This window comes from Vibrio sp. McD22-P3, assembly GCF_021568915.1.
GTDB classification, from domain to species: Bacteria; Pseudomonadota; Gammaproteobacteria; order Enterobacterales; family Vibrionaceae; genus Vibrio; species Vibrio mediterranei.
Genome location: NZ_JAKGTN010000012.1, coordinates 130,982 through 148,595, shown reverse-complemented (window position 1 = coordinate 148,595; position 17,614 = coordinate 130,982). Strand labels below are relative to the sequence as shown.

The window sequence follows — 17,614 nt, the reverse complement described above, 5'->3', positions numbered from 1 at the left end:
ACTCGACGAAAATTTTCGTAAGTCTAACCATATCATGGGTTGGAAGCAATTAGCTCGGGCGATTTACTTTACCGAAAGAGTGGTTGCGAGCTGATAAGTGTCACCAGGGTTAAGTTCCTGTCCTGCTTCTAGTGTATTAGCGTGTAATGTGGACTCTATACAGAACATAGTTAAGTAGCCATCATCGTTCATGTCGCCCATCGACTTCGCACCTGCTTCCCAAGGATTCCAAAGGACTGCAGAATTGTCACCGTCATTAACGATGGAGAGTTGTCGATTGAATGCATTATCGTGAAGCACAATTTCTTTGTTTGGCTCGGTGTAAACACGATCGATAGTGTCGGTTAGAGACAGGATTTCGCCACCCTGACACACTTTACCTTCTTGTAGGCCGTCAATATAAGTTGGACCCATCCCAGTGACTTCCATGTTATGAATGTCACCGATGTTTAGGTAAGTATGCAGTGCACCTGAGAACTTCCATGCAGCCGAGTCGGTGTTGGTAACATTGAGAGTAGCAGTGAGTGTTTCAGATACTTCTACGTTTAAAACGAGTTGGAAGCGGTGTGGCCAAATTTCTCGTGTTTGGTCGTTGTCAGATAGTCCCAAGCTAACAATAACACCAGCGTCGTTTTCTCGGTGCTCGATTAGCGTCCAAGCGCTGTTGCGCGCAAAGCCATGAGCAGGGGTGGCAACACGGCCAAACCAGGGCCAGCAAATAGGTATACCACCTCGCAGTGCAGCTTTGTTATCGTAGACTGCGTCTTTGCTCATCCAAATCAACTCTTCTTGATTGGAGGGCTTAAACGAGATGATATGACCGCCATGAAGGGAAATCGCAGCATTTGCTTTAGGGTGGTTGATGCGAACGATCGTATTGTCGCCTAGCTTAGCAGTCGTTATGTAGTCAGAGAGTACAGTTAAAGCTGGTAGCGTAGACAAGTCCATAGATTGTAACTCCTAGGTGAGAGTTTCTGGTTCCTAGGGGAGGGTAATGTTTGACATTCCCAGGTGATATTGAACCCAGAAACAGATACAAAAAAGGCGACCCAATGAGTCGCCTTAATACAAATATTCAGCTAAAAGCTTACATTACTTAGAGATGTGAGCGATTAGGTCTAGAACTTTGTTTGAGTAACCGATTTCGTTGTCGTACCAAGATACAACTTTAACGAAGTTGTCAGTTAGAGCGATACCAGCTTTAGCATCGAATACTGAAGTTTGAACTTCACCGATGAAGTCTTGAGAAACAACTTGGTCTTCAGTGTAACCTAGAACACCTTTAAGAGCGCCTTCAGATGCTGCTTTCATAGCTGCACAGATAGCTTCGTAAGATGCACCGTTCTTAAGGTTAACAGTTAGGTCAACTACAGAAACGTTAGCAGTTGGTACGCGGAAAGCCATACCAGTTAGTTTGCCGTTTAGTTCTGGAAGAACAACGCCTACAGCTTTAGCAGCACCAGTTGAAGATGGGATGATGTTCTGAGAAGCACCACGACCACCGCGCCAGTCTTTAGCAGAAGGACCGTCTACAGTTTTTTGAGTAGCTGTAGTAGCGTGAACTGTAGTCATAAGACCAGATTCGATACCGAACTCGTCGTTAAGAACTTTAGCGATAGGCGCTAGACAGTTAGTAGTACAAGAAGCGTTAGAAACGATATCTTGACCAGCGTAAGTGTCTTGGTTAACGCCCATTACGAACATTGGAGTAGCGTCTTTAGAAGGACCAGTTAGAACAACTTTCTTCGCGCCAGCAGTGATGTGCTTACGTGCAGTCTCGTCAGTTAGGAAAAGACCAGTTGCTTCTGCTACTACGTCAACATCGATAGCATCCCATTTTAGATCTTCTGGGTTGCGCTCTGCAGTTACACGTACAGTTTTGCCGTTAACGATTAGGTTACCGCCTTCAACTTCAACAGTACCGTTGAAACGGCCGTGAGTTGAATCGTACTTAAGCATGTATGCCATGTACTCAACGTCGATTAGATCGTTGATACCTACTACTTCGATATCGTTGCGCTCTTGCGCTGCACGAAATACGAAACGACCGATACGGCCAAAACCGTTAATACCTACTTTGATAGTCATTATAGTTGCTCCACAACTTAATTTCTGTTTAAAGATAACTGGTAGTAAAATTACAGAATCCAGTCACTAACTTCAATAGATAATCGGAATTAATTTGTTTAAAGTCAAAAAAAAGTGTCGCTTTTCTTAACATTCGGTATTAAATGACGTTTTTTTGAACTTTGACAGAGACTCTGTAATAGTTTTAGTTATGTATTTAACCTTGTAAGCAAGGTAAGTTAACATAATTGATACAGCTTGGTTGGAAATTGACAACAATGTGCTACAACCAAGTTTGCTATACGTATGATATATAGCGTGTATAAAATGTAGACAATAAAAAAGGGAGTGTAAAGGTCGTGAGTGGTGAAAATAAAAACGCGATGAAGCCCGATGATTACTGGCGTGAGACCCTAAATGATGAACAGTACCGTGTGTGCCGACAGCAGGGTACTGAAGCGCCTTTTAGTGGTACTCTACTACACAACCGTGATACTGGCTTATACCAATGTACTTGCTGTGCAGCGCCACTTTTTCATTCTGAAAGCAAGTATGATTCAGGCTGTGGATGGCCTAGTTTTGATGCACCGGTCGATCAAGAAGCCATTCGATTTTTAGAAGATCTAAGTCATGGTATGCAGCGAATAGAGATTAGATGTAAGGCATGTGATAGCCATTTAGGCCATGTTTTTGAAGATGGTCCTAAAACAACGGGGCAAAGGTATTGTGTCAATTCTGTGTCGTTAATTTTCAACAAAAGTGAAAGTAGTGATGTATCTGACTGATTCTATGTACCATTCTTTCATTTTGTAGAGATAAAAACGGGCGCCTTTGTGGAGCCCGTTTTTATTTTCAATAATTTAGTAAACTATTGAAGCACCAAGTCTCTCGTATAGCTTCCGTTATCAATGGCTTTCGCGACAGTTTTTGCTTGCTCGTTGAGAGAGCGATAGTCTTCTTCTGCTAACCCAAAAAGCAATCTAAGTTCGTTGTCTGAAGCGATGGGGACGTCAAACTCTTTGCCAACCATCGCCCAAAGATAGGATTGCTTTGGGAGGTCTAGGTTTTGAGTCACGCTTGCTAAAGACTTAATCACTTCTTTGTTGACGTATTTTCCACCTGCCGAAAGCTCTAGAGACCGATTTAATAGTTGATAGGTTTTTTGCTTATCCCGTGAAATATAATAGGTGGCGAGAGCATATTGCATGGAAGAGGTGTCAAGTACGCCGGTATTTTCCATGGCTAAAAAGCGACGTTTTGCTGCTTGGCTTCCCGTTTCGCTCCATAGAAAATAGAGCGTTTCTGGCGAAGTAGAGCTCGCTAAATCTCGAGTGATTCGTTCTTGTTCTTCTATCGAATACATTAGAGCATTAAATCTTTTTGTTTTGAGGTCGGCCTGTTCAATTGGCTGAATTTGCGATGCTAACTCTAGACACTTTCGATATTCCTTGAGCAGGTGATAGTCTTTGACTTGATTCTTTTCACTAGGGTCGTCAAGCATCTCATAGCGATGCCAAATAAGGTCTGTTCTCGCGATTCGGCATTGACCATCGTTTATGTTTAATGAAGAACAGTTCAAACTGGGCTCGCTTTCGCAGAGCTGATCTGTGTTCTTGCGAGTTTCAAAACAGCCGGATAAAAGTGAAGTGGCTACTAAGGCGGATAGGAGATAAGGTAATTTCATTCTACTACTTGTGATCAATTACACTGATTTGTCGCACTCAACTTGACTCAGTGTATCATCACGTTATGGTTCGAGTAACGAATTAACCTCTCAGAACCGAAATTTAGCAGGTCTGAAAGTTCAAGCAAAAAGAAGGTTCATTATGGACGTAGAACAACTCTTAGAAGCCATGACTCCGGATGTTTATGAGAGACTTCTGTATGCCACTGAAACTGGTCGCTGGCCAGAAGGTAGTAGATTATCTCAAGATCAGAGAGACTCTTGTATGCAAGCGGTAATGCTTTATCAATCGAAGCATAACGTAGACCCTCAGCATATGTCGGTCGCCGCAGGGGGTGAAATTAGCTTCAAAAGCAAAGCAGAGCTAAAAAAACAGTTCAGTGGAGAACAGCAAGACATAATGAGAGTTAAAGTGAGCAACGAATAAAAAGGGGCGATGAGCCCCTTTTTATTTTGCTTTCTGTTATCCAGCAAGTACGTCAGTTGCAACTTTGTAGCTCGGATCTTCTTTCACATTGATTTCGACTAAGCTGCCCGCCTTTTGTAACAGTGCGCGGCAGTCAGGACTTAAGTGTCTCAAGTGAAGCGTTTTACCCACTGCTGCATAACGTTCCGCTAACGTCTCGATAGCTTCTATAGCTGAGTGGTCTGTAACGCGCGAGTTGGCAAAATCAACGATGACATCGGCTGGGTCGTTCTTAGCATCAAACAACTCTAGGAAGTTCGCAGCAGAGCCGAAGAAGATAGGTCCGTTAACTTGGTACTCTTTAGAGCCTTCAGCATTAACGCTGCTACTTGCGTAGATGTGTTTCGCGTGTTCCCAAGCGAACATAAGCGCAGAGACTACAACACCCACAGCAACCGCTACAGCAAGGTCAGTAAGAACGGTAACTACCGTAACCAGCACAATGACAAAGAAATCTTGTTTAGGTACACGGCGTGCAAGCTTAAAGGTCGCCCATTCGAACGTCCCAATCACAACCATAAACATTACGCCTACTAGTGCGGCTAACGGAATCATTTCGATAAGTGCTGCTGCAAAAAGAATAAACATTAGTAGTGCAACGGCTGCAACGATACCTGACAAGCGGCCACGACCACCAGAGTTCACGTTGATCATTGACTGGCCGATCATGGCACAGCCACCCATCGCGCCAAACACCGAACAGGTTACGTTTGCTAGACCTTGACCTACACATTCACGGTTAGATTGACCACGTGTATTGGTCATTTCATCAAGTACGGTCAGTGTTAATAGTGACTCGATTAAGCCGATTGCCGCCAAAATAATAGCGTATGGCAGAATGATCTGTAGGGTTTCAAGCGTCAATGGAACCGCTGGGATGGAGAACTCTGGTAGAGAGCCCGCCAACGTTGCGTTCATATCACCTGACATAGAGCGCAGAAAATCGACAACAGTGCGTGTATCCAAACCAAGACCCTGAACCAATAAGGTAACAGTCACGATAGCAACTAACGATGATGGAACAGCGGTAGTTAGTTTAGGTAGAAAGTGAATAATACCCATAGTCAACGCAACTAATCCAAGCATCAGCATCATTTGATCTTGGGGTAGCCAAGTTAAGGCACCTGAAAGGTCAGGGGCTTTAAATTGTCCAAGCTGTGCTAAGAAGATAACGATCGCAAGGCCGTTAACGAAGCCGATCATAACAGGGTGGGGTACCATGCGAATGAATTTCCCCAATTTAAATAAACCTGCACTGATTTGTAACAGGCCTGCAAGCATAATAGCGGCAAAGAGATATTGTACTCCGTGAGTCGCTACCAGGCTGACCATTACTACAGCCATTGCGCCTGTAGCGCCAGAGATCATGCCCGGACGGCCACCGAAGATAGAAGTGACTAAACCGACGATAAAGGCGGCGTATAGGCCAACCATTGGGTCAACACCGGCAACGAACGCAAAAGCAACCGCTTCAGGCACTAATGCCAATGCAACTGTAAGGCCGGATAGAACATCGTTTTTTACCGAGTGCTTGGAAAACTGTGGAAATTCAAACATGTAATTTTGCTTACTTATGTTGTTGGATTTATATGGATTTCATCCAGCGCAAATTGAGACGTTCAAAGTGTAGAATTACTATATGAATAGCATAGGTGAAAATGATTCGTCGTCATTATCCATTTTCTATATGACATAGATATGGCGCATTGTTGATGAAATAATCAAAGCTCGGCATGCTACCGAAATGTGAACAAAACTTCAATATTGAAAGAAAGTGTTTCGATACTAAGTGGCATCTTTATGCCTACGATTTTCGCCAACGATTCCCTAATAATCAAAAAGGCTGCGATATTCGCAGCCTTTTAAAGTTTTCCTTTCTACGTATTAGTAGTTAGGTTTGGTCATTACTGCTGACGCAGAGTTAGTGGCAACTTGGCTGCCCGCACCTTTCTGTTGGTAGCGCTCAGCTTTAACAGGCGCAGCGTTGATGATAATTTCACCAAGTTCTTGCTTGCCCTCAGCTTTAGCCATTGGTGCACTCGCGTGGCCTTTGAAGCTAACAACCGCTTTCTCTACAACAGGGGTTACTGGGGTAGGTTCCACGATAGTAGGTTGCTCTTCAACCACTGCATTTTCAGCTACTGAGATTTCAACCATAGGCTCGGTTTCAACAACGGCTTCTGTAGCTGGCTCAACGATTGCTGTTGCAACTTCTGCAACTGGTTCTGCAACAACTTGAACTGGCTCAACTACAGCTTCAACGACCGTTTGCTCAACCTTTGGTTCTGTTACAACAGGTGCTTCAATAGCTTCTGGCTTACGCATTACGATAACCTTACCCATTGCCATCTCCGGCATAGCAACACCTGTGGTTGTGACTAGCTCTTTAACTTCCGCTTCAGGTTTCGCTTTCGCCTTAGGTTTCACAATGCCATAGCTCGGCATTACTTTACCCATTGCCATTTCAGGAGAAGCTACACCACCCTTGCGTAGGCGGAATGGGTTAGGGCGACGATCGCGACCACGACGACGACGTTGACCACTTGCACGTAAGTGACGAGGAGAACGACGGTTACGACGTTGTTTGCCTTCCTCTTTCGCTGGAGCTTCTGTTGCCGCTTCAGGTGCGTGAGGCTTTTCTACCGCAGTTTGAGCTGTCTCAACAGACGCAACCTGAGTCGCTTGCTCTTCTTGTTGTGCTTTTTGATCTTTTACGCGTACTTGCTTAGAAAGCTTACGACGCTGACGGCGCTCTTTAACTTTCGCCGCTTTTTCTTCAGAACGAGGTGCTTTTTTCTCAGCTTGAACATCAGCTGCGATTTGTTGACCTTGCTCTTCTACTTTTGATTTGCCGCTTTCTTCATCGCGTTTTTTATTACGACGGTCTTGCTGCTTACCGCGACGATTCTGCTGTTTGCGCGATTCTTGAGTATTGTCTTTAGACTCTTTCTCTTCGTCACGAGCAGGTTTGTTACGGCGATTCTTGTTACGATCATTATCGCGAGAATCTTTACTATTACGGCGACGTTGGTCGTTGTTTCGATTACGACGCTGTCTTCCGTTGCGATTCTTAGGTGCTTCTTCTTTCTTCTCTGGTTCTTTCTTAGGCTCTTCATTTGAAGAGAAAAGTGAACCAATAGCAGAAAGGATGCGAGAAATCAGACTAGGCTGCTTCTCTTCTTTTTTCACTTCTACCTTGGCAGGCTTACTAGGCTTAGGCGCTGGAGTCGGGGCGTTTTGAGTAGGTGTCGCAAAACCTTGCAGTGCAGGTTGCTCAATCTTACGCGGCTTAGCTTCGACTTCGGCTTCCTTAGCTTCAGCCTCTTTGAGTGCTTCTAGCTTTTTAGGTAGCAAGTATGACAACAGGTCTTGTTCCTCACCTTCACGAACACGAATTACCTCAAAATGAGGCGTTTCCATATCAGAATCAGGAACAATAGTGATCTTAACTTCTTGTACGCGCTCAATGTGGTTAATGGAGCGACGCTTTTCGTTTAGTAGGTAAGAAGCAATTGGCACTGGCACGATGGCAAGAGCTTGAGACGTGTTGTCTTTTAAGGCTTCTTCTTCGATGAGACGAAGTACTGATAGCGCTAATGACTCGTTATCACGCACCACACCAGTACCAGTACAACGCGGGCAAATGTGATGACTTGCTTCAGCCAAAGATGGGCTCAAGCGTTGACGAGACATTTCTAGTAGACCAAAACGAGAAATACGACCTATTTGGACACGGGCACGATCAATTCGTACTGCCTCGCGCAGACGGTTCTCAACCTCACGTTGGTGACGTACAGGAGTCATATCAATAAAGTCGATAACAACTAAGCCACCTAGGTCGCGAAGACGCAGCTGACGAGCAATTTCATCTGCTGCTTCAAGGTTAGTATTCAGTGCAGTTTCTTCGATATCGCTGCCTTTGGTAGCGCGGGCAGAGTTGATATCGATAGAAGTAAGTGCTTCAGTTGGGTCAATAACGATAGATCCACCAGATGGAAGCCTCACTTCTCGCTGGAACGCTGACTCGATCTGGCTTTCAATCTGATAGTGACTAAATAGCGGTACTTCACCTTCGTATTTCTTCACTCGGTTCACAAAGTCTGGGCGAACCAATTGAATGTGCTGGCGAGCACGCTCGTAGATGGTGTTGCTATCAATCAAGATCTCGCCGATATCGCGACGTAGGTAGTCACGAAGTGCACGAACGATAACGTTACTTTCTTGATGGATTAAGAACGGAGCAGGGTTTTGGTCTGCTGCACCCTTAATGTTTTCCCAGTTGTTTAGGAGGAAACGCAAATCCCACTCAAGCTCTTCGGCACTTTTGCCTACGCCCGCAGTACGAACGATTAGGCCCATACCTTGTGGTAGTTCTAGAGTGCTCAGCGCGGCTTTTAGTTCTGTACGCTCTTCACCTTCAATGCGGCGAGAAATACCGCCAGCGCGAGGGTTGTTAGGCATTAGTACTAAGTAGCTACCTGCTAGAGAAATGAAGGTTGTCAATGCAGCACCTTTGCTACCGCGTTCTTCTTTCTCAACTTGCACGATCACTTCTTGGCCTTCGCTCAAGACATCTTTGATGCTTGGGCGACCTTGGTAGGTGTAGCCTTCAGGGAAGTATTCGCGTGCAATTTCTTTGAGAGGGAGGAAACCGTGGCGTTCGGCACCGTAGTCAACAAAAGCGGCCTCTAGGCTAGGCTCAACTCGAGTGATACGTCCTTTGTAGATATTCGCTTTTTTAGATTCGTGACCTGGACTTTCGATATCAAGATCGAATAGTCGCTGGCCATCGACCAAAGCGACACGCAACTCTTCTTTTTGAGTTGCGTTGATTAACATTCTTTTCATTACAGAAATTCTCGTTGTATTTTCTTTGTTTTCATCATTGCTCTTGTCACAGTTTTCGTAAGTCGTGGTGCCGGATCCCATGGCTTTGTAAAATGCAGCCTCCCGGCTGGAAGGGATGCTCTTGGGCACTACAGTCTTCACACAGAACTTTCGCTGTGTGCTCCGCATATGTGGCGGTGATACTCAACACGATTACGTGAGTAGGTGACAAGGAAGTCTTAGCGATCAACGTCTTATGCCAGTTGCTGCGTCTCAAAACTAAGCGTTCTACTCATAGTTAAAATTGCTCAAAGATAATATCGACAAATCATAAATCGATTTTAATTACCTATTGCAGCTGTGAACTATAGCAGCGCAGCGAATTATCAGCAATCAGCTTTAGTATAAACCACAGAAAAAATTCTGATTATGCCTAGGCAATGTACGTTTAATGTGCTGATTTTAAGCAATAATATCTCAGGGCGCGTAAAAGCTGGTTCAAACTGGTTGATTTCTATCCACAGCTTGTTCAGACAATGGCTAAGAGCGTGTTGTTGATGGTTTTTCCACTATCTCATCGACAAAATTACCAATAGAAAGCGTTATTTTCTTGCAGCTTTGAATGTTATAATAGCGAAATGAGTGAAATTAGAACTAAAGTCCAATTTGTCGATATTGACGACGATATGGCTGGTCAGCGCATCGATAACTTTTTGCGCAACCAATTGAAAAACATTCCTAAGAGTGTTGTGTACCGAATCGTGCGCAAGGGTGAGGTACGTGTAAACAAAAAGCGTGTCAAAGCGGAATACAAGCTTCAAGCAGGGGATAGCGTACGTATACCTCCTGTTACAATAGAAGAGAAGCAAGAAGAAGCACCAATCAGCACAAAATTGAATAAAGTGGCAGAGCTTGAGTCACAAATTATCTATGAAGACGACCACATGCTCATCTTAAACAAGCCATCTGGGATAGCGGTTCATGGTGGTAGTGGTTTGAAGTTTGGTGCGATTGAAGCTCTAAGAGCATTACGGCCACAAGCACGCTTCTTAGAATTAGTTCACCGTATAGATCGCGATACTTCAGGTATTCTTTTAGTTGCGAAGAAGCGATCTGCTTTGCGTCATTTGCAAGCTCAGTTTCGTGAGAAAACGGTACAGAAGTATTACTTTGCCCTGGTAATGGGGAAATGGAAGCCTAGTTGTCGAGTAGTAAAAGCGCCGCTGCTAAAGAATGAAGTCAATAGTATTGTTAGGGTTAACCCTAATGGCAAACCTTCAGAAACTCGCTTCAAGGTACTGGAGTCGTTTGAGCAGGCAACGCTGATTCAAGCAAGCCCAATTACTGGGCGTACTCATCAAATTCGAGTCCATACACAGTACTCGGGCCATCCGATAGCATGGGATGATCGCTATGGTGATCGCCGATTTGATGCTTATACAGCGAAAGTGGGTCTAGACCGTTTGTTCCTGCATGCTGCAAACATTGTCTTCACGCACCCAGCGAATGATGAAAAAATGGAAATACATGCTGAGATGGAACCAAAGTTGCAGCAAGCGATTAAAAAACTAAAAGCAGGCGTGTAGCTTGACAGCTGTAACTAAAACGGAGTGCTTCGATCCAGATACACTCCGTTTTTGTCTTTAAGCTAGAGGAGAAATGCCTTGTTTCGCTAATAGAGTGACAAGGTCAATGAGAGGTAGTCCGACTAAAGTATTTGGATCTTTACCATTGAGTTGACTAAATAACGTGATACCGAGCCCTTCGCTCTTAAAACTTCCGGCACAGTATAGTGGTTGTTCCATATCGACATAACGCTCGATTTGGATGGTCGTTAACTTTCGAAACGTCACATCAAAGGTATCAACAACGGACTCCGATTGCTGAGTCTTGGTGTTGTAGACTGCCAGTCCAGTATAGAATCGAACAGTTTTTCCACTTTGCTGTTGGAGCTGGTGTATCGCATTGCTGCGAGTCAACGGTTTGCCGATGATATTGCCATCGATGACGCAAACTTGATCGCTGCCGATAATGACGGCGTCTTTTTCGTTCTTTAACGCACTCGCTTTTTCCAATGCAAGCCGCTGAACAAGCTCTGTTGCCGTTTCGTCCTCTTGTGCAGTTTCTTCAACGTTTGGGGCAATGGCTTCAAAGTCGATACTTAATTTGGATAGAAGCTCCGCACGGTACGGAGACGTTGAGGCTAAAATGAGTCGAATTGTTTTCATTTTGGGACAGTTTTTCTTATCATAATTGCAGATTCTAGACATAATGTTAGATTCTTAATCTGTAGGCAAAAAAAGTACAACTTTTTAGCCTTTTTCTTTGACTAAATCCGTTTTGGAAGATAATATTCGCGCCCTATGCAAAAGGTAAAAATACCGCGAACTGTTGACCCGGGTAAGACAGCACAGAAAAGATTGGACTTTGATGGCATCATCCAAGTAAGTCTTTTTAAGCGTCTGAGCGAGTCAGTTAGTAGCGTAAAACGCGATGCTGAAGTGACATTGTCCTTTGGGCATGATGAACAGCGACTCGTTGTTATCTCTGGTAAAGCTAACATCGAAGTTGATTTGGAATGTCAGCGTTGTAATGAGATTTTCACACACCTGTGTGAAGTCCAATTCACTTACACTCCTTACTATAGTGAGAAAAGTGAAGAGGATGCACCGGAAGATTACGATTTGGTAGATCTTAATGAGTACGGTGAGGTCGATCTCATACAATTAGTTGAAGACGAGTTCATCTTAAACCTGCCTCAAGTTGCAATGCACGATATAGCAGATTGTAGCGTTGACTCAAACAACATGGTTTTTGGAGATATTCCGGAAGAGGTTCCAGAAGATAAGCCAAATCCATTTGATGTTTTAAAGAGCTTAAAGCGTGAGTAACACAGTTACTGACGTTTAAATTACTAACATAGGAGTAGGGTCCATGGCCGTACAAAAAAGCAAGAAGTCACGTTCTATGCGTGGCATGCGTCGTTCACATGATGCGCTAACTTCAGCTGCACTATCTGTAGACGCAACTTCAGGTGAAACTCACCTACGTCACAATGTGACTGCTGACGGTTACTACCGTGGCAAAAAGGTTATCAACAAGTAAGGTTGACCTTTGCATAATATAACCGTTGCACTTGATGCAATGGGCGGGGATTTCGGTCCTTCCGTAACAGTGCCTGCCGCCGTGCAGGCACTGTCGCTTTTCCCAGAGCTAAAAGTGGTTCTTGTCGGCGACGAACCGTCGATAAATACACAACTCAATCAACTAGGTTACCAACGCAGTACCCGTTTAGAGGTAATGCATAGTGACCGAGTCATCTCGAATTCAGAAAAGCCTTCCTTTGCGCTTAGAAACAGTCACGATACCTCAATGCGTATTGCGATTGATCTCGTTGAGTCAGAAAACGCTGATGCTTGCGTAAGCAGTGGTAATACTGGCGCATTAATGGCGTTATCTCGCTTCAGACTGAAACTATTACCAGGTATTGATAGGCCTGCTTTAGTCACTGCGTTACCGACTGTATCGGGCAGCAAAACATGGATGCTCGACTTAGGTGCCAATGCATCGGTCGATGCAGATTCTCTCTTTCAGTTTGCGGTCATGGGCAGTGCACTAGCAGAACAGCATTTGGGCAGAAAACCAAAAGTTGCCATTCTAAACATTGGCGCTGAAGAAATAAAAGGCAACGATCTTGTGAAACGTTGCGCTGAAATGCTTACCCAAACGCAATCTATAAACTATATTGGTTTCGTCGAAGGTAACGAGTTGTTACACGACGCTGCCGATGTTGTTGTTTGCGATGGATTTGTTGGAAACACAGCATTGAAAGCGTGCGAAGGAACGGCTCAACTCATTTTAGATAAACTAAAAGCAAAACTAACCGCCTCTACATGGAAAGGATGGATAGCAAGAATATTGTTTTCCGATCTCATAACTGAGGTGAAAACACTGAACCCCGACCAGTATAACGGGGCAAGTTTGTTAGGATTGCGCGGCATTGTCATAAAAAGCCACGGAAGTGCTGATATTTCAGCACTTGTTCATGCAATAGGCGAAGCGGTTCACGAGGTTAAACGCCAAGTCCCGAACCAAATCAGCGATCGTCTAGAAGCAGTGTTACTCGAGAGGCAGTATTAGTCTTCATGTATAGCAAAATTTTAGGTACAGGCAGCTACCTGCCATCTCAGGTTCGTACTAACGCGGATCTAGAGAAAATGGTAGATACGACAGATGAATGGATCGTAACTCGCACAGGTATCAAAGAGCGACGAATTGCCGCAGAAGACGAAACTGTTGCAGATATGGGCTACGAAGCTTCGGTAAAAGCTATCGAAATGGCTGGTATCGATAAAGATGACATTGATCTCATTATCGTAGCAACGACCAGCAGTAGCCATGCTTTCCCATCATCCGCATGTCAAGTTCAAGCAAAACTTGGTATTAAAGGTTGTCCCGCATTTGATATGGCGGCAGCATGTACTGGTTTCGTTTATGCACTGTCAGTCGCCGATCAGCATATTCGTTCTGGTATGGCTAAAAATGTTTTAGTTATCGGTTCTGATTGCTTATCGAAGACAGTTGAAGATATTGATCGTTCTACTATTATTCTGTTCGGCGACGCTGCAGGCGCAGTCGTACTGGGTGCTAGCGAAGAACCTGGCATTATTTCTACTCACCTATACGCTGATGGTCGATTTGGAGACTTGTTAAGTCTTGAGATGCCAGTACGCGGTGGTGAACTTGATAAATGGCTAAATATGTCAGGCAATGAAGTCTTTAAGGTTGCGGTGACACAATTGTCAAAACTGGTCAAAGACACATTAGCGGCAAATGATATGGATAAGTCAGAACTAGACTGGCTAGTTCCACATCAAGCGAACTATCGAATTATTTCAGCAACAGCTAAAAAGCTTGGTATGTCGATGGATCAAGTGGTGGTTACCCTTGATCGTCACGGTAATACTTCTGCGGCAACAGTTCCTACTGCACTAGATGAAGCAGTACGCGATGGTCGCATTAAACGTGGACAAAACCTGTTGCTAGAAGCCTTTGGTGGTGGATTTACTTGGGGATCGGCGCTTGTTCGCTTCTAATCCCAGCAAAATCCAAACCAATACTAATTTAGATTGCGTTGTTTAAGGAAATAACGATGAGTAATTTTGCAATCGTGTTCCCTGGTCAGGGTTCACAAACAGTTGGAATGCTTGCAGAACTGGGCGAGCAATATAATGTGGTTAAAGCAACATTTGCTGAAGCATCCGAAGCGCTAGGTTATGACTTATGGGCACTTGTTCAGAATGGCCCTGCTGAAGATCTAAACCAAACTCACCGTACACAGCCAGCATTGTTAGCCTCTTCAGTTGCTATTTGGCGTGTATGGCAGGAGCAAGGACTAGAACAGCCAGCTCTTTTGGCAGGTCACAGTCTTGGTGAGTACTCTGCATTAGTTTGTGCTGGTGTAATCGATTTTAAAGAAGCGATCAAATTGGTTGAGCTTCGTGGTCAATTAATGCAAGAAGCAGTACCAGCAGGTGTTGGTGCAATGTATGCAATCATCGGTCTTGATGATGAGTCTATTGCGAAGGCTTGCGAAGAAGCTGCTCAAGGTGAAGTTGTTTCTCCAGTTAACTTTAATTCTCCAGGTCAAGTAGTTATCGCCGGTAATAAAGCGGCAGTAGAACGTGCTGGTGCACTTTGTAAAGAAGCAGGTGCAAAGCGTGCTCTGCCTTTACCTGTGTCAGTACCATCTCACTGCGCACTGATGAAGCCTGCTGCCGATAAACTCGCAGTTGCTCTAGACGCGCTTGAATTTAATACGCCAGAAATATCAGTGATTAACAATGTTGATGTTGCCGCTGAAACTGACCCTGCGAAAATCAAAGATGCATTAGTTCGTCAACTTTACAGCCCAGTTCGTTGGACTGAAGGTGTTGAGAAAATGAGCGAACAAGGCGTAGAGAAATTGCTGGAACTTGGTCCTGGTAAAGTACTAACAGGTCTAACGAAGCGAATCGTTAAGACATTGAGTGCTGCAGCAGTTAACGATGCTGCGTCACTTGAAGCGGTAAAATAAAAGGAACGCGATAATGATGAACCTTGAAGGCAAAATTGCCTTAGTAACAGGTGCTAGCCGTGGTATCGGTCGCTCAATTGCTGAGCTATTGGTAGAGCGCGGTGCAACAGTAATCGGTACAGCAACATCTGAAAGTGGTGCTGCGGCGATCAGCGAGTATTTAGGTGAGAATGGTAAAGGTTTGGCACTAAACGTGACAGATACCGACTCAATCGAAGCAGTACTAAAGCAGATCAACGCTGATTTTGGTGCGATCGACATTCTTGTAAACAACGCTGGTATCACACGCGACAACCTTCTTATGCGTATGAAGGACGACGAGTGGACAGATATCATGGACACTAACCTAACGTCTATCTTCCGTCTGTCTAAAGCAGTACTACGCGGTATGATGAAGAAGCGTCAAGGTCGCATCATCAACGTAGGTTCTGTTGTTGGTACTATGGGTAACGCAGGTCAAACGAACTACGCGGCAGCGAAAGCAGGCGTAATTGGTTTTACTAAGTCAATGGCACGTGAAGTTGCATCTCGCGGTGTGACCGTGAACACAGTTGCACCAGGTTTTATCGAAACAGATATGACAAAAGCACTGAATGATGAGCAACGAGCTGCTACACTAGCCAACGTACCTGCTGGTCGTTTAGGTGACCCTCGTGAAATTGCATCTGCTGTTGCATTCCTTGCATCGCCAGAAGCGGCATACATCACAGGTGAGACACTTCACGTAAATGGTGGCATGTACATGGTTTGATCTGTGCAACATTTGTGCATGATTTAAGTCAAAAATGTGCTGAATTTCGGTTAAATTCGCTAAAATTGTGGTTTGACCAGCAAGGACCCCCTTGCAACTTTCAATAGTTCGAATAAACTACGGAAACATCGCATAAAGCGAAATCTGTAAAGGAAAAGAAAAATGAGCAACATCGAAGAACGCGTAAAGAAAATCATTGTTGAACAGCTAGGTGTAGACGAAGCAGAAGTTAAAAACGAAGCTTCTTTCGTTGACGATCTAGGTGCAGATTCTCTAGATACAGTTGAGCTAGTAATGGCTCTAGAAGAGGAATTCGACACTGAGATTCCTGATGAAGAAGCTGAGAAGATCACTACTGTTCAAGCTGCTATCGACTACGTAAACAGCGCTCAGTAATATCTCTTTCCAGGCGGCCTTCTGGCCGCCTGTGTTTTTTTAAACGTCTTCTATCCTTTCAAATAGAATCACAAATATCCCGGAGAATAAAATCGTGTCCAAGCGTCGTGTTGTTGTCACTGGCATGGGTATGTTGTCACCGGTAGGCAACACCGTAGAATCTTCATGGAAAGCCCTTTTGGAGGGTAAGAGTGGTATCGTAAATATTGAACATTTCGATACAACCGATTTTTCAACTCGTTTCGCTGGCTTAGTAAAAGACTTTGATGGTAGTGAATACGTGTCTAAAAAAGATGCTAAGAAAATGGATTTGTTTATCCAATACGGCATCGTAGCAGGCATGCACGCTCTCAAAGACTCTGGTCTAGAAGTCACACCAGAAAACCAACACCGTGTCGGTGTAGCTATTGGTTCTGGTATTGGTGGTCTTGACCTAATCGAAGCGGGACATCAAGCGTTGGTAACTAAAGGCCCTCGTCGTGTAAGCCCTTTCTTTGTACCTTCGACTATCGTAAACATGGTTGCTGGCCAACTTTCTATTCTTGCTGGTCTTCGTGGTCCTAACATCGCAATCTCTACTGCATGTACGACTGGCCTTCACAATATCGGTCATGCTGCACGTATGATTGCATATGGTGACGCTGAAGCAATGGTAGCTGGTGGTGCAGAAAAAGCTTCAACTCCACTTGGTATGGCAGGCTTTGGTGCAGCTAAAGCGCTATCTACTCGTAACGATGAACCACAAAAAGCGTCACGTCCTTGGGATGTTGACCGCGATGGCTTCGTATTGGGTGACGGTGCAGGCATGATCGTTCTTGAAGAGTATGAGCATGCTAAAGCACGTGGTGCGAAAATTTATGCCGAGCTTGTTGGTTTTGGTATGAGTGGCGACGCTTACCATATGACTTCACCAAGTGAAGATGGTTCTGGTGGCGCTTTGGCTATGGAAGCTGCACTTCGTGATGCAGGCATTACTGGTGAACAAATCGGTTATGTGAACGCTCACGGTACCTCAACACCAGCTGGTGACGTTGCTGAGATCAAAGGCATTAAACGTGCTCTTGGCGAAGAAGGTGCGAAAAAAGTGCTAGTATCATCGACAAAATCGATGACAGGCCACTTGCTAGGCGCAGCTGGTTCAGCGGAAGCGATCATCACTATAATGTCTTTGGTAGATCAAATTGTCCCACCAACGATTAACCTAGATAATCCAGACCCTGAGTGCGATGTAGACCTAGTTCCACATACTGCACGCAAAGTTGACATGGAATATGCACTTTGTAACTCATTTGGATTTGGCGGTACTAACGGTTCATTGATTTTCAAAAAGATGTAACCCGCGGTAAT

At 44.5% G+C, this 17,614-nt stretch carries 17 protein-coding genes; 11 read left to right on the top strand and 6 right to left on the bottom strand.

The features are described 5' to 3' along the window. Positions 1 to 63: 63 nt before the first annotated feature. Together L2W36_RS15635 and gap are read right to left on the bottom strand one after the other, a co-directional pair. Entirely contained in the window at positions 64 to 948 is an 885-nt protein-coding gene (locus L2W36_RS15635; protein WP_236110519.1) for a D-hexose-6-phosphate mutarotase, read from the bottom strand. 144 nt (positions 949 to 1,092) lie between these two features. Then, a complete protein-coding gene (gap, locus tag L2W36_RS15630) occupies positions 1,093 to 2,088 on the bottom strand; it encodes a type I glyceraldehyde-3-phosphate dehydrogenase (RefSeq protein WP_004748683.1) in 996 nt (331 codons plus the stop codon). A 362-nt stretch (positions 2,089 to 2,450) separates the two neighbouring features. On the opposite strand from gap, the gene msrB reads away from it, so the two are divergent. Continuing rightward, entirely contained in the window at positions 2,451 to 2,852 is a 402-nt protein-coding gene (gene msrB / locus L2W36_RS15625) for a peptide-methionine (R)-S-oxide reductase MsrB (protein WP_268980757.1), read from the top strand. Between the two features lie 83 nt (positions 2,853 to 2,935). On the opposite strand, the gene L2W36_RS15620 is transcribed toward msrB, so the two are convergent. Further along, positions 2,936 to 3,751, bottom strand: coding sequence for a DUF2989 domain-containing protein (locus tag L2W36_RS15620; protein ID WP_124940867.1), 816 nt, complete (start codon positions 3,749 to 3,751; stop codon positions 2,936 to 2,938). Between the two features lie 142 nt (positions 3,752 to 3,893). Between L2W36_RS15620 and L2W36_RS15615 the strand changes: the two genes are divergently transcribed. Further along, a complete protein-coding gene (locus L2W36_RS15615) occupies positions 3,894 to 4,178 on the top strand; it encodes a YeaC family protein (RefSeq protein ID WP_006075503.1) in 285 nt (94 codons plus the stop codon). A gap of 36 nt (positions 4,179 to 4,214) precedes the next feature. Here L2W36_RS15615 and L2W36_RS15610 read toward each other — a convergent pair whose 3' ends face one another. Together L2W36_RS15610 and rne are read right to left on the bottom strand one after the other, a co-directional pair. After that, complete coding sequence (locus L2W36_RS15610; RefSeq protein ID WP_006075502.1) at positions 4,215 to 5,774, bottom strand: SulP family inorganic anion transporter; 1,560 nt, start codon at positions 5,772 to 5,774, stop codon at positions 4,215 to 4,217. A 327-nt stretch (positions 5,775 to 6,101) separates the two neighbouring features. Beyond that, complete coding sequence (gene rne / locus L2W36_RS15605; RefSeq protein ID WP_236110516.1) at positions 6,102 to 9,065, bottom strand: ribonuclease E; 2,964 nt, start codon at positions 9,063 to 9,065, stop codon at positions 6,102 to 6,104. A gap of 617 nt (positions 9,066 to 9,682) precedes the next feature. On the opposite strand from rne, the gene rluC reads away from it, so the two are divergent. Further along, a complete protein-coding gene (rluC, locus tag L2W36_RS15600) occupies positions 9,683 to 10,630 on the top strand; it encodes a 23S rRNA pseudouridine(955/2504/2580) synthase RluC (RefSeq protein WP_236110514.1) in 948 nt (315 codons plus the stop codon). Positions 10,631 to 10,687: 57 nt separating this feature from the next. Here the strand turns inward: rluC and L2W36_RS15595 are convergent, their stop codons facing one another. Then, complete coding sequence (locus L2W36_RS15595) at positions 10,688 to 11,272, bottom strand: Maf family protein (protein ID WP_236110513.1); 585 nt, start codon at positions 11,270 to 11,272, stop codon at positions 10,688 to 10,690. A gap of 135 nt (positions 11,273 to 11,407) precedes the next feature. Here L2W36_RS15595 and yceD point away from each other — a divergent pair, with 135 nt between their 5' ends. The 8 genes from yceD (at position 11,408) to fabF (ending at position 17,603) form a co-directional block, all read left to right on the top strand. Beyond that, complete coding sequence (yceD, locus tag L2W36_RS15590; RefSeq protein ID WP_031493500.1) at positions 11,408 to 11,935, top strand: 23S rRNA accumulation protein YceD; 528 nt, start codon at positions 11,408 to 11,410, stop codon at positions 11,933 to 11,935. A 43-nt stretch (positions 11,936 to 11,978) separates the two neighbouring features. Continuing rightward, positions 11,979 to 12,149, top strand: coding sequence for a 50S ribosomal protein L32 (gene rpmF / locus L2W36_RS15585; RefSeq protein ID WP_031493499.1), 171 nt, complete (start codon positions 11,979 to 11,981; stop codon positions 12,147 to 12,149). 9 nt (positions 12,150 to 12,158) lie between these two features. Further along, entirely contained in the window at positions 12,159 to 13,184 is a 1,026-nt protein-coding gene (gene plsX / locus L2W36_RS15580; RefSeq protein ID WP_031493498.1) for a phosphate acyltransferase PlsX, read from the top strand. A gap of 5 nt (positions 13,185 to 13,189) precedes the next feature. Continuing rightward, on the top strand, positions 13,190 to 14,140 hold the full coding sequence (locus L2W36_RS15575; protein ID WP_124940871.1) for a beta-ketoacyl-ACP synthase III: 951 nt from the start codon (positions 13,190 to 13,192) through the stop codon (positions 14,138 to 14,140). A gap of 56 nt (positions 14,141 to 14,196) precedes the next feature. After that, on the top strand, positions 14,197 to 15,120 hold the full coding sequence (gene fabD, locus L2W36_RS15570; RefSeq protein WP_124940872.1) for an ACP S-malonyltransferase: 924 nt from the start codon (positions 14,197 to 14,199) through the stop codon (positions 15,118 to 15,120). 16 nt (positions 15,121 to 15,136) lie between these two features. Then, positions 15,137 to 15,871: a 3-oxoacyl-ACP reductase FabG gene (fabG, locus tag L2W36_RS15565; RefSeq protein ID WP_038230175.1), complete on the top strand. Its 735-nt coding sequence runs from the start codon at positions 15,137 to 15,139 to the stop codon at positions 15,869 to 15,871. Between the two features lie 162 nt (positions 15,872 to 16,033). Beyond that, positions 16,034 to 16,267: an acyl carrier protein gene (acpP, locus tag L2W36_RS15560; protein ID WP_004406112.1), complete on the top strand. Its 234-nt coding sequence runs from the start codon at positions 16,034 to 16,036 to the stop codon at positions 16,265 to 16,267. 94 nt (positions 16,268 to 16,361) lie between these two features. Continuing rightward, entirely contained in the window at positions 16,362 to 17,603 is a 1,242-nt protein-coding gene (gene fabF / locus L2W36_RS15555) for a beta-ketoacyl-ACP synthase II (RefSeq protein WP_006075090.1), read from the top strand. Positions 17,604 to 17,614: the final 11 nt, after the last annotated feature.